Below are 24,383 nucleotides of genomic sequence, written 5' to 3' on the forward strand. Positions count from 1 at the left end.
GCATGTTCGGCAGACTCACCTGGAACGCTATTCCCTTCACCGAACCGCTTCCGCTGTTCACCTCGCTGGTTGTCATCCTCGTCATCGTGTCCGTGCTCGCATGGATCGTCTTGAAAGGATATCTTCCCTATCTCTGGGAGGAATGGATCACATCCGTCGACCACAAGCGCATCGGCGTCATGTATTGCCTGCTCGGGCTGATCATGCTGCTGCGCGGCTTCTCCGATGCTCTGCTCATGCGATCCCACATGGCCGTGGCGACAGGCCCTGGCGAAGGGTATCTGCCACCGGATCACTATAACCAGATCTTCTCCGCCCATGGGGCGATCATGATCTTCTTCGTGGCCATGCCGCTGGTGGTGGGCCTGATGAATTTCGTCGTCCCGCTCCAGCTCGGCATCCGCGACGTCGCGTTCCCGACGCTGAATTCCGCAAGCTTCTGGCTGACGGCGACGGGCGCGCTGCTGATCAATGTCAGTCTCTTCATCGGCAATTTCGCAAGGACCGGATGGCTCGTCTATCCTCCGTTGAGCGAGCTTCAGTTTTCTCCCGACGTCGGCGTCGACTATTATCTCTGGTCCGTCCAGATCGCCGGCATCGGAACGCTGATGTCGGGCATAAACCTGGTGACGACGATCCTGAAGCTGCGTGCGCCCGGCATGACGCTCACGCGGATGCCCGTTTTCTGCTGGACGGCGCTGGCCGCGAATCTCGTCATCATCGCCGTGTTTCCGGTCCTCACCGCCACTCTGGCGATGCTGACGTTGGATCGGTATCTGGGCTTCCATTTCTTCACCAATGACGGCGGCGGCAGCGCCATGATGTTCGTGAATCTCATCTGGATTTGGGGGCATCCCGAGGTCTACATCCTCATCCTTCCCGCCTTCGGCGTCTATTCCGAAGTCGTTTCCACCTTCTCCGGCAAACCGCTGTTCGGCTATCGGACCATGGTGATCGCCACGATGGCCATCTGCATCCTGTCCTGCATGGTATGGCTGCATCATTTCTTCACCATGGGCGCCAGCGCCGATGTGAACGGCTTCTTCGGTATCATGACGATGATTATCGCGGTTCCTACCGGCGCGAAAATCTTCAACTGGCTGTTTACGATGTATGGCGGTCGGGTGCGGTTCGAGGTGCCGATGCTCTGGTCGATCGGCTTCATGGTCACCTTCGTCATCGGCGGCATGACCGGTGTTCTGCTTGCAGTCCCGCCGGTGGACTTCCAGCTGCATAACTCTCTGTTTCTCATCGCCCATTTTCACAATGTCATTATCGGCGGCGTCGTGTTCGGTATCTTCGCCGCATATAACTACTGGTTTCCGAAGGCCTTCGGGTTTCGCCTCCATGATGGCCTCGGCAAGGCTGCCTTCTGGTGCTGGCTTATCGGCTTCTATCTCGCCTTCATGCCGCTCTATATGCTCGGTCTCATGGGCGCGACGCGGCGCATGCAGTACTATGATGATCCGACCTGGCAGCCTTACATGGTGGTTGCGCTGGCCGGCGCGCTGCTGATCCTCTGCGGCGTGCTGTGCCAGGTGGCCCAGCTCGTGGTATCCATTCGCAACAGACAGAGCCTGCGCGATGAGGCGGGCGATCCCTGGGACGGCCGGTCGCTCGAATGGGCGACCACATCCCCGCCGCCGGCGTTCAACTTCGCAGTGCTGCCGAATGTCCATGGCGAGGAAGCCTATTGGGGGATCAAGCAACGGGCGATCGCGCAGCAGCAGCTGACCGCGGAACCCGATTATCGGCCGATCTATCTGCCGATGAACACGCCGATCGGCATTATCGTCGCCTTCTTCGCCTCCATCGCGGGCTTTGCTCTCATATGGCATATCTGGTGGCTGGCCGTGGTGGGGCTGGTGGGCAGCTTCGCGGCAGTTGTCGAATTCTCGTGGCGGCGGGAGGCGGAGCACATGATTTCCGCGACGGACGTTGCCCGGCTTGATCGCGAGCGGCGGGAAGTGCGTACGCAAGCTCTCCTCAGGGCCGACAACAGGCAGATTGCAACGTCCCTCGAGGTTGCGGCCGGCACCAGCAAGGCCGATCCCAATCGCCTGGGCCATAGGGGCGGTGCGGACGATGACGGTACTCAACCGCCATGGGCGCCCACCGACAAGCGCATCGTCGCCGGCTTCGGTTTCTGGCTCTTCCTCTTATCCGACATCATCATGTTCTCGGCCCTGTTCGCCGCCTATGCCGTCCTGCACAAGGCGACGAACGGCGGACCGGGCGGCATGGAGCTGTTCCGCGTCTCCACGGTCGGCGTCGAAACCGTCTGTCTTGTGCTGTCGAGCTTCACCTGCGGCCTCGCCACGCTTGCCTCCCGAAGGGGTCATGCCGGGCTCACCCGGATCTTCCTCGTGGTCACCGGGCTCCTCGGTCTCATCTTCCTCGGAATCGAGCTCCATGAGTTCAGCGACTTGATTGCGCAGGGCGCCGGCCCTGGGCGATCCGCTTTCCTGTCCAGCTTCTTCGCCATCGTCGGCTGCCATGGCCTCCACGTCGCCTCCGGCCTCGTGTGGCTGACCATCCTGACGGTGCAGCTCTCGGTTCGGGGCTTCCAGCCCAATATTCTGCGCCGCCTGATGTGTTTCAGCCTGTTCTGGCACGCGCTGGATATCATCTGGGTGGCCGTTTTCACCGTCGTCTATCTGTTCGGAACATTGTCATGAGCGATCCTCACTCCTCTCCCCTGCCCCACGGTGATGCCGCCCCCGGCGAGGAAAGCGATAGCTTTCTCTCCGGCTTCACCACCTATGCCATCGGGCTCGTGCTGTCTCTGGCGCTGACAGGCATTTCCTTCTGGGTGGCGTCGGCGGGCGTGCTCTGGGGCCCCGGCATCCCGATCGGACTGTTCGTCCTCGCGATCGCCCAGATGGGGGTGCAACTGGTCTTCTTCCTGCACATCACGACCGGGCCGGATAATACCAATAACGTCCTTGCGCTGGCGTTCGGCATCCTGATCGTGTTCCTGATCCTCGCCGGATCGCTATGGATCATGGCGAATGTGAGCCAGAACATGATGCCGATGGACCAACCGATCGCCATGCCGTTCTGAAGCCGGCCCAAGCCATTTCCGCCTTACATCAGCCGGCATGACCGGCATCATCGCCGATCGCGCGCTTGCCCTTGGCAATTCGCGATCGGTATTCGCTGTAAGCCGGAGCAACCATCGGATAATCGTCTGGAAGATGCCACATCTCCCGGTATTTCTCGGGCGTCAGCGCATATTTGCGCTTGATGTAGCGCTTCAGGGACTTCAGCTTGCGGCCGTCGTTCAGGCAGACGATGTGATCGTATGTGACGGATTCCTCGATCGCAACGGCTGGGGACGGTTGAAGCGGCCGCAATTCGTCCTCCCCCTGCACACGCAGCAGCGCCGCATGCGTGGATGCTATCAAGGCAGGTATTTCCTCAGTCGTTATCCGGTTGTTGGCGACGAAACTCGCCACGATCCATGTTGTCAGCTCCGTCAGATCGCTTCCCTTCGCCATCGGCGGCTCTCCATGTGGTGGAATGCGAACTTGGGGACGAATATGAACCACGGTGGCAGGCTGCGCCGCTCTACGCCATGCCGGCAATATGTCTGCTTGGCATGAACACTCTCCCGTTATATCGATGGTGTCTCCGGACGCCGTCATTCTCAATCCCCCTTCCGGGGGAATCCCGGCAAAAACATAGGGGGAGAAGCGACCGGAAGCGCGTCACGGCTGCATGGCATGCCATGATTACCGGAAGAACACCGAAACATTACCCGACCATTACCTTGGCATCACGACCGGGGGGCGTGGCCGGTGCTAGTCTGCCGTTTCGATAGATTCACGGCAGCCGGAGTTCGCATCCGCTGTGACCCACGACCACGATATGAGAGACGGCGGCGGCTCGACCAGACTGGATAGTGAGATCGATCTCTCATCCATTCGGCAGCAAGCTCCCGGCTCTCGGAAAGACCATGGTACATTGCGGCAGCATCCGACGCCTTCAGCCGAACGACGATCCGCGGACGAAGACCCCGCCGTAGCCGACAGCGACCAGGTCTTCTTCATGGTGAAACAACTTGGCCGGCCCGACACGGAAACGGAAACCGTGCCGTCGATCCATATCGGGCGCAGCATCTGGCGCGCACGACGTCTGCTTTCGCAGTTGCGCATCGATGAAGGGCTCGAGCTGATCGCCAGGATCGAGCGCGCGCTCGTCCATCTGCGCCCGGGCAAAGCCGATGTGTTCAGGAAGGACGTCGGTCTGCTTCGGACGATGGCGCTTGCCATGCAAGACAGTTGCCATGCTGCCTTCGCCACCGCCTCCGCCCTTCTTGGAAAGAACGCATCACATACCGACAACGCCGCCGCAGCGGCACTCTGCCGGTTCGCGCATTGGCAACTCGGGCATCTCGGCCATGTCGATGCGTCCGTCTGGGGCGGGCGGAATACGGCGCTTGCGGGACATCGCATGCCGGCGGACATTCTGTCTCTGATCGTCGACGCGGCGATCGAGCTGCAGCAACTGCGCTTGTCGGCCGCCCGTCGGACGGCAATGGAGGCGCTCGGTCTTGCGGAGCGGCTCGACAGGCCGGAGCCTGCGCTTGCCGCACTGGCCGCAAGCGTCGCGGCGCAGGCGCTTTACGAAGAGGGGCTTCTGGAGGAGGCCGAGGAACTGCTCCTCCGCCGGCTGGAGACGATCAAGGCGACAGGCCTGCTCGACAGCGTCTGGCGAACCCACTTCATTCTCTCCCGCATTGCCGCGCAAAGAGAACAATACGATTTCGCTCTGCTGCTCCTGCGACAGGCAGAAACCATCGGCCAGAAGCGCGGGTGGAGCCGGCTGATCGCGGCCTGTTTCGAGGAGCGCCTGAACCTGCTTCTGCGCGCCGGGCGTGCCAAGGAAGCAGAGCTGTACGCCGCCCGGCTTGATCGCTTTGCAGCCGGGTTCGAACCGCGGGGAAGCGAACCCGCCATCACCATCAGGCGCCATCGGGATATCGCCCATGTTCGTCTGGATCTCGCAGCGGAACAGGCGGCGGCGGCGCTCGCCGAGCTGCAACGACTGCATGCGGAAGCCATTCAACGCCACGACCTTCTTCTGGCCTTGCGATTGGGATTGCAGAAGGCCGCCGCGCTCGAAATGCTCGGCCGTCCCGCGCAAGCCGAAACTCTGGTTCTCAGAGCCCTGCGGCTCGGCGCTATTCTCGGCCTCTTCCAGATCTTCATTGATGAAGGAACGGCAGTCGGCGGGATCGTGCGGCGCGTCTATGAAAACGCGCTGAAGCCGGGAGGCGATGCGGCAGACATCCTGGTCTATGCCGGCGGCCTCATCAGCCATGGCGACACTGTTGCGCCTGTCCCCTCGAAATCAAAATCAAAACCCAAGAGCTACGATTGCCTCAGCACGCGCGAGCAGGACATTCTCAGGCTCGTCAGTCAGGGTTTATCCAACAAACGGATTGCACAGTCGCTGAAAATTGCGCCGGAAACCGTAAAATCGCATATCAAGCGAATTTTTTCGAAGCTCGCGGTAAAAACACGGGCCGAAGCCGTAGCACGGGCCGACGCACTCGGTTTACTTATAGTCTCTACGCAATGAGGGGAGCTGCGCCGCATGGCCGATCTGCCGTCCTTCCGGATCGATCTTTCGAATGAGTGCTTGTGGCGCACCGATGTGCCGGGCGAAAACGAGCGCCTGGACCTGCCGCCGAAGACATTCCAGCTATTGCGATATCTTCTGGCCAACAAAGGACGCGCGATCGGCTCCGACGAATTGCTCGATGCGCTATGGCAGGGCGTGCATGTCCAGCCCGAGGTGGTAAAAACCCATATCCTGGCCATCCGCAACGCACTCCACGATCGCTCGGAGAAGCCGCGTTTCATCGAAACCGTGCGCGGTCGCGGATATCGCTTCATCGGCTCCATCGGCGACGTTTCGGCATTTCCTCTGGAGGCTTCGCAGTCGGGCGATCCATTGTTTGTCGGGCGCGACACGCCGCTTGAAGCCCTGATGTCCAGATTTCGGCAAGCACAATCCGGCAGTTTGCAGCTCGTGTTTCTCAGCGGCGAGCCAGGCCTCGGGAAATCGACGGTCGTGCGGAAATTCCTTGCGCAGCTTTCCGTATCCTCCAGTCCCGTCGTGGGCTTCGGACAGTGCGTCGAAGGACTTGCCGGAACCGAACCCTACTATCCGATATTGGAAGCGCTTGCGGGGCTCTGCACGGGAGCGCTTGGAACAACCGTCCTGCGCTCGCTGATAACGCTTGCGCCGAGCTGGGCGGTGCAGATGCCGGCGCATGTTTCCCACGAACAGCGCCTTGCCCTGCAGCCGCTCCTGGCCGTCTCCGGGCGGGAACGCATGTTGCGCGAAGGTTGCGAATTGCTGGAGCGTCTCGCCTCGCAGCGCACCATCATCCTTGTCCTCGAAAACATTCATTGGTCCGATTACGCGACGCTCGATTTTCTCTCCGCCATATCGCGCCGGCGGTCTTCGGCAAGGCTGCTGATCATCGCCACGTACAGGCCCGAAGACGTGGACGGCCGCCATCCGTTGCGCGGCCTGGTGCATGATCTCGTGTTGAACCGCTACGGTTCGGAAATCGCCTTGCAACCACTGACCGAAAGCGCGGTCGCGGCATTTATCGGTGACGATCCGCACGCGAACGCCTCGAAGGCATTCGCACATCTCCTTCGGGAATGGTCCGGCGGCAATCCGCTGTTCATGCAGGCCACGCTCGATCATCTTGCAGAACGTGGTCTCGTGGCACGAAGGCCGGATGGCTCCTGGCATCTGCAGACGCCGGCCGAAAGCATCAAGCGCGAGACGCCGCCGACGCTTGGCCGGCTGATCGAAACGCGCTTCGAATGGCTTCCCGAGACCGAGAGACAAATCCTGGAGGCTGCGAGCGTCACTGGCCTTCAATTCTGCGCGTCGGTCGCCGTGGCCGCCACGGATCTCGATTTCTATGCCTTCGAGGATGCATGCGAAAGCCTCTGCCGCCGCATGTTGTTCATTCAGCACGACGGCTTGCGCCTGCTGCCGGGCGGCCGGCAGTTGCGGCAATATCGCTTCCGGCATGACATCTACCGCCAGGTTCTCTATGACCTGTTGGGTCCTGCCCGCCTTTCGCGGCTTCATGCGGCGATCGGCAGCCGGCTGGAAGCCGTCTACCCGCCGGATGAGCGGGATCCGGTTGCGGGAGAGCTTGCCGGTCATTTCGCGAGAGCAGCCGAGTGGCAGAAGGCTCTGACATATTTCCGCATAGCGTTGCGCATCGCCATCCGCCGCTTCGCCTACAGCGACGCGCTGGCGATGCTTGATCGCGCCGACGATCTGACGGCGGGCCTGCCTGCGGAAATAAAGGCCGCGACGGAAATCGAATTTCTGGATCGCCGTGCGGCCATCTATGTCGCAACCCATGATCGTCGTGCCGCAGAGGCCCATGCCGCGTTGCTCAGGCGGGCAACAGAGCTGGGAGACGTCGATATGCAGGCGCGCTGCCTGCTGCGCCAGGCGCAGGTCGCAAGCTGGCGGGACAAGGCGTTATGCCTTCGTCTTCTCAAAGACATCGAGGCGTTGAGCGCGCGCCAGCAGAGCCCGACGGTACGCGCGCTCACCCGGCTCAACGTCCTGATCCGCCGCATCTGGATAGACGGCTGGAACGGTGAGGATGTGCGTCTTTGCGAGGAGACGGTTGCGTTCCTGAGAGCCGAGGGCGAAAGCCTTACCACCGCGCGCGCGATGATCGATTTCGGCATGATCGGTGTCTTTGCGTCACGCTACCGGGAAGTCTGTCAAAGCCTGCGCGTCGACTATCAATACATCATCGATCATGCCAATTACCGCGACGAGCCGGATATTCCGCGCGCGCTCTGGATGCATGATATCGGGGTGCCGGTCTGCCTGCTGTTTCTCGGCGATTTCGCCGGTTCGCTCGCAGCCTTCGACGAGGCGGTCGCTAGATACGAGGCAAACGGCAACCATAGCGAGTCGCGCGGCCTGAAAGTCTATCGTGCGCTCGTCTATCTCTTCACCGGCAAGGTGGACGCCGTCTTCGACACATGCCGCGTCATCGCCGACGCCGTCAGGGAACAACAGGTCGCCGATCCCGCCATCGCCGACATGCTGCCGATCGAGCGCCGGCTATCGCTTGTTTTGTGCGCGCTTGCCGAAATCGCAGTTGGACATCATGCCGCCGCTCGTGGCTATCTGACCGCGGCCGAAGACGAAATGAACAGGCAGGCCGTCCTGCTGGACTGGTATTGGCGGCTTGCGATGGAATTCGGCTGGGTAAACCTCTCGCTTGCCGAAGGCAACGTTGTTGCGGCACAGGAGCATGCCGAGGAGCTGGTGGGCTTGGCGGAGCAGACAGACGAGCGAACTTGGCGCGCTTTGGCCTGGGACGCGCTGGCGCGGGTCGCCATTGCCCGTGGCGCGCCGGCCGAAAGCCTGCGTCACGTCGCCTCCGCACTTGACGTCAGCAAAGGTTTTGAAACGCCGCTTGCGACATGGCAGGTGCATGAGACTGCCGCCGCCGCCTATGCGGCGCTCGACGATGCGGAAAACGCCGCGAAATCCACCGAATTGAGCGCTTCCGCACGGTTGGCGCTGGTGGAATAAAGCCCGCAGGAGGCCCGGCTGCCTGCGGTCGGCCGTGCCTCCGCAGGCAAAGGGCTTCATCTTCCCCATCCCCCAAAACGTGGCGCCTTCACCCCCAACCGGGGGATAGAGTTGAGGGGCCGCAAGGGGCACATTGACATCGACCGAGTGCCCAAGGGACGGAAGTTTTCCGCGCTCATCCACTGAAATTAGTCAGGGCTGCCGCCTTCGCGCGAGATTCGCGACAGCGGCCCAGGCCCCGATCTCCTGACGGCACGCCCAAGGCTATCGGGTGCGTCGTCAAAAATGAGGAATGTTCGATCCGATGACGCAAATTTCTCCTCCGGCACCTTTCGAAACCATCCTCTACGAGAAGCGGGATACGACCGCCTACGTGACGTTGAACCGTCCCGAAGTAATGAACGCCCTCAGCCAAAGGACGATCCGGGAGCTGAAAAAGGCGTTCGAAGATGCCCGAGATGACGCCGAGGTCCGCGGCGTCATCCTCACCGGCGCCGGCGATCGAGCTTTCATCGCCGGCGCCGACATCACCGAACTGGCCAAGGCGACCCCCATCGACGCCGAGCGCCAGACGCGCGCCGGCCAGGAGCTGCTCAACCTCATCGAAGACCTCGGCAAGCCGGTGATCGCCGCCGTAAACGGCCTGGCGCTCGGCGGCGGCTGCGAAACGGCGATGGCCTGCACGCTCCGTATCGCCACGGCCCACGCGCAATTCGGCCAGCCCGAAATCAGGCTGGGCCTTATTCCCGGTTTCGGCGGAACGCAGCGGCTGGCTCGCCTGATCGGCAAAGGCCGCGCGATGCAGCTCATCCTCACCGGCGCGATGATCCCGGCGGAGGAGGCTCATCGGATCGGCCTCGTCAACGCCGTCGTCGAACCTGCCGAACTGATCGCAAGGGCGGAGGCCCTGCTGGCGGACATCACCAGAAACTCGGCGCTTGCCATCGGCTTTGCCATCGAAGCGGTCAATCGCGGCCTCGATGGCTCGCTGCAGGAGGGCTTGGCGCTCGAGGGCAAGCTTTTTGCGCTATGCGCCGCCACCGAGGACAAGAAGGAGGGCGTCGCCGCCTTCCTGGAAAAACGCCAGCCAAAGTTCGAGGGACGATGATGTTCTCGGGCAGCTCCTCCCACTTCCCCGGAACGGCTCCCGGTGCCGCCGCGACCATCGATCTTTCCCGCATACAGGCCCGCATACAGGAATGAAGCTCATGAACGGCAGTTACATCTTCTCCGGACTGAAGGTCCTCGATCTTGCGAGCTACATCGCCGGGCCGGCCGCGACCACGATCCTCGCTGATTTCGGCGCCGACGTCATCAAGGTGGAGCCGCCGGAAACCGGGGACGTCTACCGCTATTTCTCGCAAACGCCCCCCAATCCGGTCAGCGACGTCAACTACGCGTGGCAGCTCACCAACCGGAACAAGCGCAGCATCGCGATCAATCTTAAAGCCGGCGAATCCAGAGAGGTTCTCGAACGGCTTGTGCGCTGGGCCGATGTCATCGTGGTCAATTTCCCGCCGCGGGTGAAGGCGGCCCTCGGCGTCACCTACGAGATGCTTTCACCGCTCAATCCAAGGCTGATCTATGCCGATATCACCGGCTACGGTTCCGAAGGTCCGGAAGCGGATACGCCCGGCTTCGACGTGACGGCTTACTGGGCGCGATCCGGGTTGATGGAAGTAACCCACGACGCCGGCAGCCCGCCGACGCTGCCCATCCCGGGCATCGGCGATCATGCGACGGCAACAACGCTGTATGCCGCAATCGTCACCGCGCTCTATGTCCGCTCCACGACAGGCAAAGGCAGCCACGTCTCGACCTCATTGATCGCAAACGGCATCTGGGCGGCGGCCGCATGGGTCGAGGGCGGCCTGAACGGCGCGCACTTCTTCCCGCAGCATGATCGCAAGAACCCGCCCAACGCGCTGCTCAATCCATACCAGACCTCCGATGGGCGGTGGATCCTGCTCGTCGCCGCGCAGAGGAAGGACTGGCCGAGCTTCGCCAAGGCGATCGGCAAACAGGACCTGCTCGACGATCCGCGTTTTGCCGACAACAAGCGCGCCGAAAATGCCGCCGCGCTGGTCGATATCCTCGACCCCGTCTTCGCGAGCCGGCCATTGGCGGACTGGAAAGACGTGCTGACTGCCAACCGCGTCATCTTCGGCGTGGTGCAGGTCGCCCATGAGATCATCAACGATCCGCAGCTAGCCGCCAATGACATCGTCGTACCGCTCGACATACCGGGCAAGTCGACCACGCGCACCGTCAGCAGCCCGATCCAGATTCTTGGAACCGAGAAGGTCAAGCCACGGCCGGCCCCGGCACTCAGCGAACATGCCGCCGAAATCCTGAAAGAACTGGGTTTCAACGACACCGACATCGAGCACCTCAACGAAACCGGCGCTGTGGCGCGCTTCCAGGATTGACCCGAGACCGCCGGAGAACACCATGACAGAAGACGAAGTCCGCAATTCCGCCTATGCGATGCCGATCGCAAGCCCGGCCTATCCGAAGCCGCCCTTCCGGTTTGTCGATCGCGAATTCATCATCATCGCGTATCGGACCGATCCCGACGCGCTCGCCAAGATCGTTCCCGCGCCGCTGATGCCGGTCGAGCCGATCGTCAAGTATGAATTCATCAAGATGCCCGATTCAAGCGGCCTCGGCTCTTATACGGAGTCCGGTCAGGTCATCCCCGTCAGCTTCCAGGGAGCAGCCGGCGGCTACACCCATGCCATGTATCTCGATAGCGAAGCCGGTATCGCCTCCGGCCGCGAACTGCTGGGATTTCCGAAAGTCCTGGCCCAGCCGAAACTGGAAGTCCGCAACGACGCGCTGGTGGGAACGCTCGACTACAACGGCGTGCGCGTCGCTACCGCGACGATGGCGTACAAGTACAACGCTCTCGATCCCAAGGCGGTCGAAAAGACGCTTGCCGCACCCGGCTTTCTGCTCAAGATCCTGCCGCATGTCGATGGTTCGGCCCGCATTTGCGAGCTGGTCAAATACCACGTCTCCGACGTCACCGTGAAGGGCGCCTGGACCGGTCCCGCCTCCCTCGAACTGCATCCGCACTGCTTTGCGCCCGTCGCCAAGCTGCCCGTCCTCGAAGTCGTCTCCGCGATACATATCCTCACCGATTTGACCATCGCCGGCGGCGAGGTCGTCCACGATTACCTGGCACCGCAGCCAACCCTTTCCTCATCACATGCCTCCGGGAGACCGTCATGACCGCCGATCGAAAGCCGCTTCCTGCCTGCGACAGCGACTTCTACATGATCCATGAGCTGCTGAGCGATGCCGAGCAGACGCTCCTGAAAGGTGTCCGCTCCTTCATGGAGACGACGGTTGCGCCCGTCATCAACAAATACTGGGCCGAGGACGCTTTCCCCTTCGAACTCATTCCCGGGATCCGCGACCTCGGCATCGTCGGGATCGGATTTGAGGGCTATGGCTGCCCTGGCGGCAGCACGTTGCTCGATGGTTTCGTCGCCATGGAAATCGCTCGCGTCGATTCCTCGATCGCCACCTTCTATGGCGTTCACAGCGGTCTTGCCATGGGGTCGATCTATCTCGGCGGCTCGGAAGAGCAGAAACAGCGCTGGCTGCCTGCCATGGCCCGCATGGAGCAGATCGGCTGCTTCGGCCTGACGGAACCACTCGTCGGCTCCGGCACCGGCGGCGGGCTTCTGACGACGGCCAAGCGCGAGGGCGACACCTGGGTTCTCAACGGCCAGAAACGCTGGATCGGCAATGCGCCCTGGTGCGACCTGTCGATTATCTGGGCCCGCGATGTCGACGACGACCAGGTCAAGGGATTCGTCGTCGAGAACAAGACGACGCCTGGTTTCTCGGTCGAGAAGATCGAGCACAAGATTGCGCTGCGCGTCGTGCAGAACGGCGTCATCACGCTCGATAATTGCCGCGTGCCCGAAGAGAACCGCCTGCAGGGCGACCGCTCGTTCCGGGATACGGCGCGAGTTCTGAAGCTGACACGGCAATATGTCGCGTGGGAGGCCGTGGGTTGCAGCATGGGCGCCTATGAACATGCGCTGCACTATGCCCAGACCCGCGAGCAGTTCGGCAAGCCCATCGCCTCATTCCAGCTGATCCAGGACCTGCTGGCGAAAATGCTCGGCAACATCACCGCCTCGCAATGCATGGTCGTCCGGCTCGCGCAGTTGCAGGACCAGGGCAAGCTGCTGGACCAGCATGCCTCGTTGGCAAAGGCATTCTGCACCGTGCGAATGCGGGAGACCGTCGCCTGGGCGCGAGAAATTCTCGGCGGCAACGGCATCGTGCTCGACTACAACGTCGCACGCTTCTTCGCCGATTCCGAGGCGCTCTATTCCTATGAAGGTACGCGCGAAATGAACTCGCTGATCGTCGGCAAGGCGGTCAGCGGCTTCAGTGCATTTGTTTAACCGCAGATCCGAAGGACCAAAGACCATGAGCAAAGAGATTCGTCGTGTCGCCATCATCGGCACCGGTGTCATCGGCGCCAGCTGGGCGGCGTTGTTTCTCGCCAAAGGGCTGGACGTGATCGCAACCGACATCGCGCCCGATGCGGAGAAGCGGCTTCGGGACTTCGTCGAGGCCGCATGGCCGGCGCTGGAGCAATCAGGCCTGGCGCCCGGCGCAGTCCCGTCGAAACTGCAATTCACCGCGGTACTCGACGACGCGGTCGCCGGGGCCGACTTCATCCAGGAGAACGGCCCGGAACGGATCGAATTCAAGAAGGAACTCTATCACCATCTCGACGAGATCCTTCCCGCCGATGTCGTGATCGCATCGAGTTCGTCGGGATTGACGGCGAGCACCATCCAGTCGGCCTGCGAACGGCATCCCGAGCGTTGCGTCATCGGCCATCCCTTCAATCCGCCCCATCTCATCCCGCTCGTCGAAATCGTCGGCGGGGCAGCCACCTCCGAGGAGACGATTGCGCGCGCGACGGCATTTTATCGCGGCCTCGGCAAGCGGACGATCCGTCTCCGCAAGGAAGTACCCGGCCATGTCGCGAACCGGCTGCAGGCGGCCCTTTATCGCGAGATTGTCTATCTGATCTCCCAGGATGTCGTCAGCGTCGCCGATGCGGATGCCGCTGTCAGCTGGGGCCCCGGCCTGCGCTGGGGCATCATGGGGCCGAGCCTGCTCTACCATCTCGGCGGCGGCCATGGCGGGATCGAGCATTTCTTCGAGCAGTTCACCGGACCGATGACCGCTTGGTGGGGCGTTCTCGGCCAGCCGGAGCTGACGCCGGAGGTGCGTGCGAAGGTCATCGATGGCGTTCACGAGATGGTGCAGGCCCGCTCGATCGGCGAGCTCGAGACCTATCGGGACGATGTGCTTGCCGGCCTGCTTTCCCTGCGACGCAGCGAAGACTGAGTGCAGAGGGATGCGCTGCCATTTGACGAACGAAAGGGTGGAAAGCGACAGGTTGCATGTCGCTGCCCGCCTGATGGCCCAGAGCCTGGATGATGTTCGGCCGGAAGCGGAGCATGGCGAAGCGGCGCGGCCGGTGTCGGCGGACAGGATAACGATTGCTTCGGTTATCGACAGGGTAACGGAAGCCCCCCTCGCGACGAGCCGCAACCGCGGCTGGTCGGGTGCGACGATCGACACCTACGAGCGCATGCAGGTGAACATGAAGAATGTGCCCGCATACGACCATCATGTGCTCGCCTATTGCACGACGGTCGGCGGACGCCTCATCCAGAAACGCGCTGGCAGGGTCCATGACGGCCGCCTTTCGATCGGAATGTCGGTTCTGATGCCCGCCGGTCATGAAGCAAGCTGGGAAGGCGACTTCCCGGCCTCGACACGCATTCGTATCCCGACGGAACTGATCGCGCGGGCAGCGGAAGAGGTCGGCGGCGACATCGAGCTTCTGAACAATTTCGGCGCCAGGGATACGAATATCGAGTGCTTCGCCCGGCTGTTCGCGGACGAACTCGGCAAGCCGCCGCATCCGGCGCAACGCCTGATCGTCGATGCCGTGTCGTGCGCGGTCGTCGTCCATCTCCTGCGCAACTACAATGCCTTCGATGCCGCGATCGACACCGGTCCGCCTTCGCTGACCGCAAGGACGATCGGCAAGATCATGAGCTACATCGAAGACAACATGCAATCGACGATCGGATTGCTCGAACTGGCCGCGATAGCGGGCGTCAGCCGCTTCCACTTCGCGCGCCTGTTCAAAAACAGCCTCGGCGAAACGCCGATGAGCTATGTCGAACGAATGCGCATCGAACGGGCAAAGGGGCTTATTCAACAGGGCCGGCTTTCCCTTGTCGATGTCGCGCTGACGGTCGGCTTTGCCGATCAGAGCCACTTTACCCGGCGGTTTCATCGCCATATGGGATGCACGCCGGCGGCCTATGCGCGAAATATGGGACTTAGACTGCAGCCGAGACGATAAGGTCCATGGTGAAATGGCGATAGACCATGTTTCCGGCGCCGCCGGCTTGCATGGAATCTTGGCATTGCCCGGCGTAGCCGTTTCGTGTAGGCGTGCACTGCGTTAACCATAAGCAATCAATATTCAGCGATCTCGGGCGCCAGTCCCCTCTGGCATTCCTCGGTGATCACCCGCAAGCAGCAACTCACCGTCGACACCACGCCCCGGAACCCATGCCTAAACAGCCCAAGCCCTTCATCGTCGAAATCAAAACAACCCGCCGGAAGAGAACAAAAGCTCCCGAGCAACCGAAATCGATCTGGGGCAACCTGACCTTCGAACTGCAGCAGAATTTGGCGGAAGAGCGGGAACCATCGTTCGGTTCGCCTGCGCCGCAGCCCGATGCACCGGTCCCGGATCTGCCTGCGACAAGCGTGATTGATGAGGACGAGGCGGAAACCCCGCCAACCGCGCCCCTGTTCTTCCAGAAATGGTCGGCCAAGATGGCTGAAAAGCCGCAAGCGAAAGCGACGGATGTGGTTGCGATTTTCCTTGCCCGGATCGATCGGCAAAAGACCCTGCTTGATGAATTTCGATCGGATCCGGCCGCCTTCCGCGGCTGGCGGTCAGCATGGTTTCGCAAGGTAGCGGGTGGTTTCGGGGTCAATATCGGCCGTGATTCCATCGATGCCGGAGCAGGGCTGCGATATGTTGTGGTCGAAACCGTTCAAGCCGTCGCCGAGTTCCTCGACGATCTCGCCCGCCACGCCCAGACCGACGCGAACTTTCAATGCGCGCTCGAAGAAACCCGGCAGCGGCGCGCGGCGCGCGTGGTTCGCGCCCGGCCGGATTGAACAGCTCTCGTTTCACATAAATACTGGCATCGACGATCACGACATCGTGGCTGGCCTCCGGGCGTCATGAGCGCCACGCCCTAAGCTTTACCGAGGAGGCCGAGCCCGTCTCGGCCTTTCAACAGATCCGCTGGCGTTTCATCATGGCCTTCAGACGCTCCGCGCCGGCTTCGTCGGTCGGCGTGTAGACGATCATCCGGTCGTCGTTGCTGGGGCTTGCCCACCAGTTGTTGGATTGCAGAGCAAGGATCGTGCCGTCCGCCAGACGGAACCGCTTCACGATATTCTCTATGCCTTTGAGCTGGTAGCGATCCCAGACGATGCGGAACTGGTCCGAGGCGCTCATGTAGCGCTCGAGCTGCCGCTCCCAGGCCGGATCGTCGAGATGCTCGGCCATGGAGGCACGGAACAAGGCGGCCATGTTTGCCAGCATCTCGTCGGGATCGGCCTGGCTTGCGCGCCAGGCGGGGTTGACGAGAGACAGGTAGATACAGTTCCGGTCCTCGGGTGGAACCGCATGTAGATCGACGCCGACCAGGCGGCGGTAGGCTTCGTTGAAGCCGCGTATGTTGTAGCGCTTCGTCTGGATCAGGGCGGGATAGGGACAGAGCTGGTCGAGAATTTGCTGGCTTGCCGCGGTGAGCGGCTCGCAGACGCGCGAATTCTCAGGTCGCAGCGGGGCCGGCAGGCTGGCCAGCTTGAACAGGTGTTCCGTCTCGACCTCATTGAATTCGAGAACCTGGGCGACGGAGAGAAGGACGCGCGGCGAGACGCGGATCGGCCGGCCCTGTTCAAGCTTCGTGTACCAGGTGATGCCGATATCGGCACGCGCCGCCACTTCTTCCCGTCGCAATCCCGGTGTACGAACCCGACCAGCGCGGCCAAGGCCGAGTCGCTTGGGATCCAGCGTTTCCCGCCGTCGGCGCAACATCTCGCCGAGTTCCTGCGCCCGCGATGGCGAGTGGTTGGTGACGATATCGGGCGTGCCGTGCATGTCCTCTCTCCAGCCTATCACTTTTTATACCAGTCTAAATAGATGTCTTGTACCAGTTTATCATGGGTGTAGAAGGGTGTGAAACTTATTTCGGAAATGCTCTGAGGTCCCCATGTCATCCGCACCAATCCGGCTCGGCCAAGTCGGCCTGATGATTCTGCTTGCCGGGCAATTGCTGCTGCAGCTCGATTTTTCCATCATCAATGTCGGCCTTGCCGCCATCTCCACCTCGCTGCACGCCGGCGAGACGGAACTCGAACTCTTCGTTGCCGCCTATGGCGTCGCCTTTGCCGTCTGCCTGGCAATGGGCGCGCGTCTCGGCGACAATTTCGGCCGGAGGCGCATGTTCGGCCTGGCGGTCCTGATGTTTTGCCTTGCGTCTCTGCTGTGCGGGGTGGCCACATCCGTCACCTTCCTCATCGTTGCCCGCGCATTGCAGGGGATCGCGGCGGCATTGATGGTGCCGCAGGTGCTGGCGACCATCCATGTCAGCCTGACCGGGCGCGACCATGCGCGTGCCGTTGCGCTCTATGGCGCGATCGGCGGCATTGCCTTCATTGTCGGCCAGGTTCTCGGCGGCTTCCTGATCTCCGCCGATATCGCCGGCTCCGGCTGGCGCAGCATCTTCCTCATCAACCTGCCGATCTGCATCCTGATTCTCTTGAGCATGTGGCGCTACGTTCCCGAGACGCGTGGCCACGGCAAAGTCCCGGTTGACTGGTCCGGTATGGTGACGCTGGCGCTCCTGACGCTTTCAGTGCTGCTCCCGACGGCGCTTGGCCCGTCCCTGCATTGGAACTGGCTGTGCCTTCTCGGCTTCGTGCCGATCCTGCCGCTGATGGCGCTCCTCTGGCGCATCCAGCGGGCAAAGGAGGCGCGCGGCGCCTTCCCGATCCTGCCGCCCTCGCTGACCCGCATTTCCAGCATGCGTTTCGGCGGGCTGATCGCGATCATCTTCTTCACCTGCTGGAGCGGCTTCATGTTCATCCTGGCCCTGACGCTGCAGGCCGGCGCCGGCCTGACGCCGCTGCAATCGGGCAATGCCCTGATCGCGCTCGGCGGCTCCTATTTCGTCTCCGCCGTCTTCGCCACGCGCCGGCTTGCCGGCATCCGCCGCGAGGCCATGCTGGTGACGGGCTGCCTGATCCAGATGACCGGGCTCGTGCTGCTCATCGTGACGCTGAAGATGGTCTGGCCGCAGCCGGGCGTCATCAACCTCATCCCGTCCACCATCCTGATCGGGTTCGGCCAGGCGCTGATCGTCAACTGCTTCTACCGCTTGGGGCTTGCGGACGTGCCGCACGAACATGCCGGCGCAGGCAGCGCCATGCTCGCGACCATGCAGCAGGTTTCACTGGGCCTCGGACCGGCGATCCTGGGTGCCGTGTTCGCCCAGGTCCTGCAATATTCGGGCCTCTATCTTGCGGCCGGAGTCACGGCCATCACCGTGGAACTCGGGCTGATGGCCATCCTGCTGCTGGCCACGCTTGTGCGCCTGGTCCGCCAGCGTGGCCGTCCGGAAGAGAACGTCGAAATCGATGAGACGCTGATCGTGGCGCCGGATTGATCCCGCCGATCGGCGCTTCCCGTCATGCGCAGGATCGGGACCTGCCGAGTGGCAAAAGTCGCTCGGTAGCGTCTTTTTGAAGACCGCCATCCCGGCTGCAGGAGCAAAGGATCTTGCAGCCGCACCGATCCGGCCCCGCGCTTGCGCGACGGAACGATGCGGGTGATTTCTATGATGTTTTTCGGCTTCGAAGCCGAGCACCGGTGCATCGAAGCCATCGCTTCGCGCCCGGCCAACGCTGCCCCTTCCGGAAATCTTTCCTCAAGGAATGCATCTGTCTGGTTGCCAAAAAACCATAATTGTTCCACCTAGATTATAGATTGAACAGTTAACGTTGAGAATCGGGTCAGAGCTTGATGCGTATGAAATATGGTTTCCTCTGGATGTTCCTGGCAATTGCTCCCTCGGCATATGCTCTGGACGCCGGCTCACCGCCAGTTTTGACACCGCTGCCGCAGCAGGCGCAAGCTGCTCACCTGACATCGCAATTTCTGACGCGCTTTCACTACAAGCCGGTTCCCCTGGACGATGCCCTTTCGGTGAAGATCATGGATCGGTTCATCAAGTCTCTGGATCCGGACCGTGTCCTCTTCCTGCAGGCCGATATCGACAAGTTCATGGCCGGCAGCACCAAGATCGATGACGCCATCGAGCAGGAAGACCTGAATATCCCGTTTGCCATTTTCAACCTTTATGAGCAGCGTGTCGTCGATCGCATGAGCTACGCGCGCAGCCTGCTCAAGCAGAAGTTCGACTTCAGCGTCCAGGAGGACTATCCGCTGGTGCGCGACAAGGGCCCCTGGCCCCAGTCTGTAGCGGAAAGCAACGATCTGTGGCGCAAGCGCGTCAAGAACGACTGGCTGCGCCTGAAGCTGGCGGGCAAGGACGATGCCTCCATTCGCGATACGCTCGACAAGCGTTATCAAAACTCGCTCGAGCGCGCCTACAAGTACAAGAGCGACGATGTGTTCCAGTCGTTCATGGACGCCTACACAACGTCGGTCGATCCGCATTCCGATTATTTCGGCGCCACCGCCTCGGCTGAATTCGATATCTCGATGAAGCTCTCGCTGGTTGGCATCGGCGCGGTGCTGCAGGAGAGAGACGACTACACGACGATCCGCGAGCTCGTGGCCGGCGGCCCGGCGCAGCTGTCTGGCAAGCTTGCCGTCGGCGACCGCATCATCGGCGTCGGTCAGGGCGAGAGCGGCCCGATCAAGGAAGTCGTGGGGACGCGCCTCGACGAAATCGTGCAGATGATCCGCGGCGCGAAGGGGTCGGTGGTGCGGCTGGACATCTTGCCGGCGGATGCGGGGCCGGATGGCAAGCATAGCCTCATCAGCCTGGTGCGCGACAAGATCAGCCTGGAGAAGCAGGCTGCCAAGAAGACGGTCCTTTCGGTGAAGGATGGCGACGCCACGCGCAAGATCGGGGTGATTACCCTGCCGGCTTTCTATGAGGATTTCGACGCGCGGCGAAAAGGCGACAAGGATTACCGCAGCGCCAGCCGCGACGTCGCCAAGCTCCTCGGCGAACTGAAGCAGGACAAGGTCGACGGCGTGTTGATCGACCTGCGCAACAATGGCGGCGGATCGCTGTCCGAAGCGATCGATCTGACGGGCCTGTTTGTCGGCAAGGGCCCGGTGGTGCAGCAACGCGATGCAGGTGGTGCCGTGGAGGTGGAGAGCGACGATCTCTCCGCACCGGCCTGGACCGGCCCCGTCGGCGTGCTCATCAACCGCGGCTCGGCGTCGGCTTCCGAAATTTTCGCAGCTGCCATACAGGACTATGGCCGAGGCGTGATCGTCGGAGAACCCAGCTTCGGCAAGGGCACGGTGCAGACCGTCGTCAACCTTGATCAGGTGGCTCACAATCTCAAGCCGAAATTCGGCGAGCTGAAGTTGACGGTCGCCCAGTTCTTCCGTGTCGACGGCGGCACGACGCAGTTGCGCGGCGTGACCCCGGATATCAGCCTGCCGGGCCTTTCCGATCTCGCGACTTTCGGAGAATCGAGCTACGACAACGCCTTGCCGTGGACACAGGTGAAGCCTGCCAATTATGAGCCTGCCGGCGACATAAAGGCATTGCTGCCGCAGTTGCAGAGCCGTCACGACGCTCGTGTGCAAAAGGATCCGGATTTCCAGCGCTTTGTGGAAGACATTGCGGTCCTGAAGGAGCAGCGCGAGAAGAAGGCCATTTCGCTCAACGAAGCGGAGCGCCGCAAGGAACTGGCGGAGCAGGCCGATCGGCTCAAATCGCGAAACCAGATCAACGATGGCGTCGACACCGGTGAAGACGACGGTCTTCAGGCCAACGAGCGTAGCCTGAGCGCCGATATCGCCCTGGAGAAAGCGCGCAAGAATGCGAAAGACGTGCTGCTGAACGAGGCAGCCGCCATTCTGGCCGACGAAGCGGATCTGCAGGCAAGCGCCCCCAAGAAGACGGCGGCACAATAATCCGGAATCCGGCGACGTTGCGCCCGTTTTGGCCGGTAGTCTCGAAGGGGTCGCGATGCGGCATCCCAACCCTATAGTCGTACCCGGACGGCGCCGGAGCTTGCCGCTACGCCGCCAGGTGGGCTTACCAGCCTGCCATCGCTGACCGGAGCGGCCTCGCCGCTCATATGGTTCGGGGATAACCACAATACGACAGATTCGGGGTGATTGCCTGCCGTCATAGTAAAGACGCGCAGCGTCGGCCGCTGTCTCTCTGTTGGCACGGACGCAAACCTGCCCGGAATCCCCCTTCCCGTCGCACGGATCGCCGGAGCAAGCAGAAACAATAAATCGCAAGACGCTGCTATCAACGGCATGCCGCAAAAAGCTACTGACCGGCTTGGGACTTTCCGAGCACGGCCGTTCCAGCTGCAGTCATCCGAAACTGATCGATGATTGCCGGCAACGGACGCAGATCACCATCGCTTTTTGCAGGAGAACCGCATGAAGGCCGTCGGTTACTATCGCGCTGGACCGATCCGGAACTCGGATTCTCTCGTCGACCTGACAATACCGCCCCCTTCTTTGCAGCCGCACGATCTCCTCGTGCGCGTCCATGCGATATCGGTCAATCCGGTCGATACGAAAGTCCGCATGGGCGTGGAGCCGAAGGATGGGGGTGCCAAGATCCTCGGCTACGACGCCGCAGGCATCGTCGAGGCCGTCGGGCCGGAGGCAACTCTCTTCAAGCCCGGCGACGAGGTGTTTTACGCCGGAGACATTACCCGGCCGGGCACCAACGCCGAGCTGCACGCGGTCGACGAACGCCTTGCCGGCCGAAAGCCGGCGTCGCTCGATTGGGCCGCCGCAGCAGCACTGCCCCTCACATCCATCACGGCCTGGGAGGCTCTCTTCGATCGGCTGGACGTTCACAGACCGGTCCCCGGCGCCAATGCCATCCTTATCGTTGGCAGCGGCGGCGTCGGCTCGATCGCGATCCAGTTGGCCAAGGCCATGACCGAGTTGACCATCGTCACGACCGCCTCGCTTCCGGAAGGGGAGGCACGCGCCCGCTCGCTCGGCGCCCACCATGTCATCGACTATCGCCAGCCGCTCGACAAGGCTTATGCGGCCCTCGGCGTCGGGGCGCCGGGGTTTGTCTTTTCGACCACCCATACGAAGGAGCATCTTCCGGAGATCGGAAGGCTCATCGGTCCACAGGGGCGCATTGCCTGCATCGATGATCCGGACATGCTCGATATCGTCGAACTCAAGTCGAAAATGCTGTCCGTCCATTGGGAATTCATGTTCGGCCGAGCCATGTATCAGACCGCCGACATGATCGAACAGCACCGCCTGCTGAACGAAGTGGCGGCGCTGGTGGATGCCGGCAGGGTGGTCAGCACCATGACGGAGCGATTGTCGCCCATCTCGGCTGCGACACTGCGCGAGGCCCATGCGCGTGTCGAAGCCGGCACGGCGCGCGGCAAGATCGTGCTTGAAGGATGGTCTTGAGGTTGCCGAGCCATGTCGGGGTTCAGCAATGCTGCACGCCGGCATCGCATTTTCGCGGAGGCGCTATCCATTCCGCCTTTCTGCCGTGGTGACCCTCGGCAACAGAACTCGAAAAGATCGGGCCTGAACATGACGCCGAGCTAATTTTGTGACACGTTGGTCGAAGCACAGAATGCTGTGCGACGACGCGTAGACTGTTTTGCCATCGCCGTGCCGGGTGGCTCACCTGGCCAGGCTCAAGGTGAATTTCAAAAATCGATACAGATCTATTGAACGGTGACGCCATGCCAAAGACAATCGCAGAACTTCTGGTGCAGACCCTCGCCGATGCCGGCGTTGAACGAATTTGGGGCGTGACGGGCGACAGCCTGAACGCCGTCAACTGGCAGCTTGCAAAGGACGGCCGCATCGCCTTCATGCATGTCCGCCATGAGGAAGCGGGCGCCTTCGCTGCCGGAGCGGACGCCGCCGTGACGGGACAGCTCGGCGTCTGCGCGGGGAGCTGCGGTCCTGGCAATCTTCATCTGATCAACGGGCTGTTCGACTGCCATCGCAACCACGTCCCCGTGCTTGCCATCGCCAGCCACATCCCCTCCAGCGAAATTGGCCTTGGCTATTTCCAGGAAACCCATCCGACGGAGCTGTTTCGCGAGTGCAGCCATTTCTGCGAGATGGTAACCAACCCGCGGCAGATGCCGGAGCTTCTGCACCGCGCCATGCGCACGGCGATTGGCAAGAAAGGCGTCGCCGTCATCGTGTTGCCCGGGGACGTGTCCCTGCTCGAGGTGCCCGGCAATGTGCCGGCCTTTGCGCCGCCCTCGGCCGCCGCTCCGGCGCCCGTGCCGGGAGATATCGAAAAAGCAGCGGCGATCCTTTCCAGCGCGGGTCGCGTCGCCATCCTTGCAGGTTCCGGCTGCGCCGGCGCGCACGATGCCGTCGTCGCGCTGGCCGACCGACTGGCCGCACCGGTCGTCCATGCCTTCCGTGGAAAGGAACATGTCGAATGGGACAATCCATTCGATGTGGGGATGACGGGGCTGATCGGCTTTTCGTCGGGCTATCATGCGCTGAAGGAATGCGACGCGCTGCTCATGCTCGGGACGGATTTCCCCTATCGTGATTTCTATCCGGAGCACGCCAAGATCATCCAGGTGGATGTCGATCCGGCGGCGCTGGGCCGGCGCACGCCGCTCGATCTTGCCGTCGTCGCCGACGCCGGGGTCTTCGCGACGGCACTGATCCCGACGATCGAGGAAGGGCGCGACCGTTCGTTCCTGGACAATGCGGTCCGGCATTACGCATCCGCTCGCAAGGGATTGGATGAGCTTGCCAAGCCTCGCCCGGCCGGTGAGCCGCTGCATCCGCAATATGTCGCGGCCGTGCTGGACAAGGTCGCGGCGGATGACGCGATCTTCACGGCCGATGTCGGAACGCCGGTGATCTGGGCGGCACGCTATCTTCACATGAACGGCCGCAGGCGTCTGCTCGGCTCCTTCAATCACGGCTCGATGGCCAATGCCATGCCGCAATCCCTCGGCGCGCAGGCTGCGTTCCCCGGGCGGCAGGTCATATCGCTGTCGGGCGACGGCGGCCTTGCCATGTTGATGGGAGAGCTTCTGACGACCATTCAGCTGAAGCTGCCGGTCAAGATCGTCGTCATCAACAATGGCACGCTCGGCTTCGTCGAGATGGAGATGAAGGCATCCGGTCATCCCGGCACGAACGTTGAACTTCAAAATCCAAACTTCGCGGAGGTTGCGGAGGCGATCGGATTGAAGGGCATTCGGGTGGAGGATTCAGAGGCGCTGGAGCCGGCCCTCATCGAGGCGCTCGCCCATGACGGACCGGCGCTTGTCGACGTCGTGACGGCACGGCACGAGCTTTCCGTGCCGCCGCGCATCCAGGCGGCGCAAGCGAAGGGCTTCAGCCTCTACATGCTGCGCGCCATCCTCTCCGGGCGTGGCGACGAGGTGGTCGAGCTCGCAACGGTCAACCTCCTGCATTGAGGTGT

The 24,383-nt window shown here is 62.1% G+C and carries 17 protein-coding genes and 1 pseudogene; 16 read left to right on the top strand and 2 right to left on the bottom strand.

The features are described from left to right. Positions 1 to 2: 2 nt before the first annotated feature. The 3 genes and pseudogenes from cyoB to cyoD form a co-directional block, all read left to right on the top strand. Positions 3 to 1,973, top strand: a pseudogene (cyoB, locus tag GR212_RS22075) (cytochrome o ubiquinol oxidase subunit I); the annotation flags it as partial. Continuing rightward, positions 1,968 to 2,678, top strand: coding sequence for a cytochrome o ubiquinol oxidase subunit III (gene cyoC / locus GR212_RS37185; protein ID WP_348643507.1), 711 nt, complete (start codon positions 1,968 to 1,970; stop codon positions 2,676 to 2,678). The pseudogene cyoB and the gene cyoC, both read left to right, overlap by 6 nt. Next, a complete protein-coding gene (cyoD, locus tag GR212_RS22080; protein ID WP_163989428.1) occupies positions 2,675 to 3,064 on the top strand; it encodes a cytochrome o ubiquinol oxidase subunit IV in 390 nt (129 codons plus the stop codon). The genes cyoC and cyoD overlap by 4 nt, the downstream gene beginning before the upstream one ends. Positions 3,065 to 3,092: 28 nt before the next feature. Here cyoD and GR212_RS22085 read toward each other — a convergent pair whose 3' ends face one another. After that, positions 3,093 to 3,500 (bottom strand): MucR family transcriptional regulator, encoded by a 408-nt coding sequence (locus tag GR212_RS22085; protein WP_163989431.1) that lies wholly within the window; start codon positions 3,498 to 3,500, stop codon positions 3,093 to 3,095. Positions 3,501 to 4,050: 550 nt separating this feature from the next. On the opposite strand from GR212_RS22085, the gene GR212_RS22090 reads away from it, so the two are divergent. The 9 genes from GR212_RS22090 to GR212_RS22130 all read left to right on the top strand — a co-directional run bounded on the left by GR212_RS22090 (position 4,051) and on the right by GR212_RS22130 (position 15,861). Further along, positions 4,051 to 5,586, top strand: coding sequence for a helix-turn-helix transcriptional regulator (locus tag GR212_RS22090; RefSeq protein ID WP_163989433.1), 1,536 nt, complete (start codon positions 4,051 to 4,053; stop codon positions 5,584 to 5,586). A gap of 15 nt (positions 5,587 to 5,601) precedes the next feature. Further along, positions 5,602 to 8,607 (top strand): AAA family ATPase, encoded by a 3,006-nt coding sequence (locus GR212_RS22095; RefSeq protein WP_163989435.1) that lies wholly within the window; start codon positions 5,602 to 5,604, stop codon positions 8,605 to 8,607. 304 nt (positions 8,608 to 8,911) lie between these two features. Next, complete coding sequence (locus GR212_RS22100; protein ID WP_163989437.1) at positions 8,912 to 9,715, top strand: enoyl-CoA hydratase/isomerase family protein; 804 nt, start codon at positions 8,912 to 8,914, stop codon at positions 9,713 to 9,715. Positions 9,716 to 9,815: 100 nt separating this feature from the next. Then, the gene (locus tag GR212_RS22105; RefSeq protein ID WP_163989439.1) at positions 9,816 to 11,036 is read left to right on the top strand and encodes a CaiB/BaiF CoA transferase family protein; all 1,221 of its coding nucleotides are present in this window, start codon (positions 9,816 to 9,818) and stop codon (positions 11,034 to 11,036) included. Positions 11,037 to 11,058: 22 nt separating this feature from the next. Continuing rightward, entirely contained in the window at positions 11,059 to 11,841 is a 783-nt protein-coding gene (locus tag GR212_RS22110; RefSeq protein ID WP_163989441.1) for an acetoacetate decarboxylase, read from the top strand. Then, positions 11,838 to 13,034, top strand: coding sequence for an acyl-CoA dehydrogenase family protein (locus GR212_RS22115; RefSeq protein WP_163989443.1), 1,197 nt, complete (start codon positions 11,838 to 11,840; stop codon positions 13,032 to 13,034). The genes GR212_RS22110 and GR212_RS22115 overlap by 4 nt, the downstream gene beginning before the upstream one ends. Before the next feature lie 25 nt (positions 13,035 to 13,059). Next, on the top strand, positions 13,060 to 13,995 hold the full coding sequence (locus tag GR212_RS22120; protein ID WP_163989445.1) for a 3-hydroxyacyl-CoA dehydrogenase NAD-binding domain-containing protein: 936 nt from the start codon (positions 13,060 to 13,062) through the stop codon (positions 13,993 to 13,995). Positions 13,996 to 14,017: 22 nt separating this feature from the next. Beyond that, positions 14,018 to 15,028: a helix-turn-helix domain-containing protein gene (locus tag GR212_RS22125; RefSeq protein WP_204326705.1), complete on the top strand. Its 1,011-nt coding sequence runs from the start codon at positions 14,018 to 14,020 to the stop codon at positions 15,026 to 15,028. A gap of 92 nt (positions 15,029 to 15,120) precedes the next feature. Further along, positions 15,121 to 15,861, top strand: a complete 741-nt coding sequence (locus GR212_RS22130; protein ID WP_348643503.1) for a hypothetical protein — start codon at positions 15,121 to 15,123, stop codon at positions 15,859 to 15,861. Positions 15,862 to 15,979: 118 nt separating this feature from the next. Here GR212_RS22130 and GR212_RS22135 read toward each other — a convergent pair whose 3' ends face one another. After that, positions 15,980 to 16,855, bottom strand: a complete 876-nt coding sequence (locus GR212_RS22135) for a helix-turn-helix transcriptional regulator (protein ID WP_163989447.1) — start codon at positions 16,853 to 16,855, stop codon at positions 15,980 to 15,982. A gap of 112 nt (positions 16,856 to 16,967) precedes the next feature. Between GR212_RS22135 and GR212_RS22140 the strand changes: the two genes are divergently transcribed. The 4 genes from GR212_RS22140 (at position 16,968) to poxB (ending at position 24,378) form a co-directional block, all read left to right on the top strand. After that, positions 16,968 to 18,422 (top strand): MFS transporter, encoded by a 1,455-nt coding sequence (locus GR212_RS22140; protein ID WP_163989449.1) that lies wholly within the window; start codon positions 16,968 to 16,970, stop codon positions 18,420 to 18,422. A gap of 356 nt (positions 18,423 to 18,778) precedes the next feature. Next, positions 18,779 to 20,878 (top strand): carboxy terminal-processing peptidase, encoded by a 2,100-nt coding sequence (locus GR212_RS22145; protein ID WP_163989451.1) that lies wholly within the window; start codon positions 18,779 to 18,781, stop codon positions 20,876 to 20,878. A 483-nt stretch (positions 20,879 to 21,361) separates the two neighbouring features. After that, positions 21,362 to 22,372: a zinc-binding alcohol dehydrogenase family protein gene (locus GR212_RS22150; protein WP_163989453.1), complete on the top strand. Its 1,011-nt coding sequence runs from the start codon at positions 21,362 to 21,364 to the stop codon at positions 22,370 to 22,372. Positions 22,373 to 22,656: 284 nt separating this feature from the next. Then, the gene (poxB, locus tag GR212_RS22155) at positions 22,657 to 24,378 is read left to right on the top strand and encodes a ubiquinone-dependent pyruvate dehydrogenase (protein ID WP_163989454.1); all 1,722 of its coding nucleotides are present in this window, start codon (positions 22,657 to 22,659) and stop codon (positions 24,376 to 24,378) included. The last annotated feature ends 5 nt before the right edge of the window (positions 24,379 to 24,383 follow it).

It is taken from the genome of Martinezella lusitana (assembly GCF_010668395.1).
Taxonomy (GTDB): Bacteria; Pseudomonadota; Alphaproteobacteria; order Rhizobiales; family Rhizobiaceae; genus Rhizobium; species Rhizobium lusitanum_A.

Bases quoted from the DNA above. Each gene is read 5' to 3' on its own strand.
- cyoD (WP_163989428.1), top strand. From the start codon at position 2,675: ATGAGCGATCCTCACTCCTCTCCCCTGCCCCACGGTGATGCCGCCCCC.
- GR212_RS22085 (WP_163989431.1), bottom strand. From the start codon at position 3,500: ATGGCGAAGGGAAGCGATCTGACGGAGCTGACAACATGGATCGTGGCG.
- GR212_RS22090 (WP_163989433.1), top strand. From the start codon at position 4,051: ATGGTGAAACAACTTGGCCGGCCCGACACGGAAACGGAAACCGTGCCG.
- GR212_RS22095 (WP_163989435.1), top strand. From the start codon at position 5,602: ATGGCCGATCTGCCGTCCTTCCGGATCGATCTTTCGAATGAGTGCTTG.
- GR212_RS22100 (WP_163989437.1), top strand. From the start codon at position 8,912: ATGACGCAAATTTCTCCTCCGGCACCTTTCGAAACCATCCTCTACGAG.
- GR212_RS22105 (WP_163989439.1), top strand. From the start codon at position 9,816: ATGAACGGCAGTTACATCTTCTCCGGACTGAAGGTCCTCGATCTTGCG.
- GR212_RS22110 (WP_163989441.1), top strand. From the start codon at position 11,059: ATGACAGAAGACGAAGTCCGCAATTCCGCCTATGCGATGCCGATCGCA.
- GR212_RS22115 (WP_163989443.1), top strand. From the start codon at position 11,838: ATGACCGCCGATCGAAAGCCGCTTCCTGCCTGCGACAGCGACTTCTAC.
- GR212_RS22120 (WP_163989445.1), top strand. From the start codon at position 13,060: ATGAGCAAAGAGATTCGTCGTGTCGCCATCATCGGCACCGGTGTCATC.
- GR212_RS22135 (WP_163989447.1), bottom strand. From the start codon at position 16,855: ATGCACGGCACGCCCGATATCGTCACCAACCACTCGCCATCGCGGGCG.
- GR212_RS22140 (WP_163989449.1), top strand. From the start codon at position 16,968: ATGTCATCCGCACCAATCCGGCTCGGCCAAGTCGGCCTGATGATTCTG.
- GR212_RS22145 (WP_163989451.1), top strand. From the start codon at position 18,779: ATGCGTATGAAATATGGTTTCCTCTGGATGTTCCTGGCAATTGCTCCC.
- GR212_RS22150 (WP_163989453.1), top strand. From the start codon at position 21,362: ATGAAGGCCGTCGGTTACTATCGCGCTGGACCGATCCGGAACTCGGAT.
- poxB (WP_163989454.1), top strand. From the start codon at position 22,657: ATGCCAAAGACAATCGCAGAACTTCTGGTGCAGACCCTCGCCGATGCC.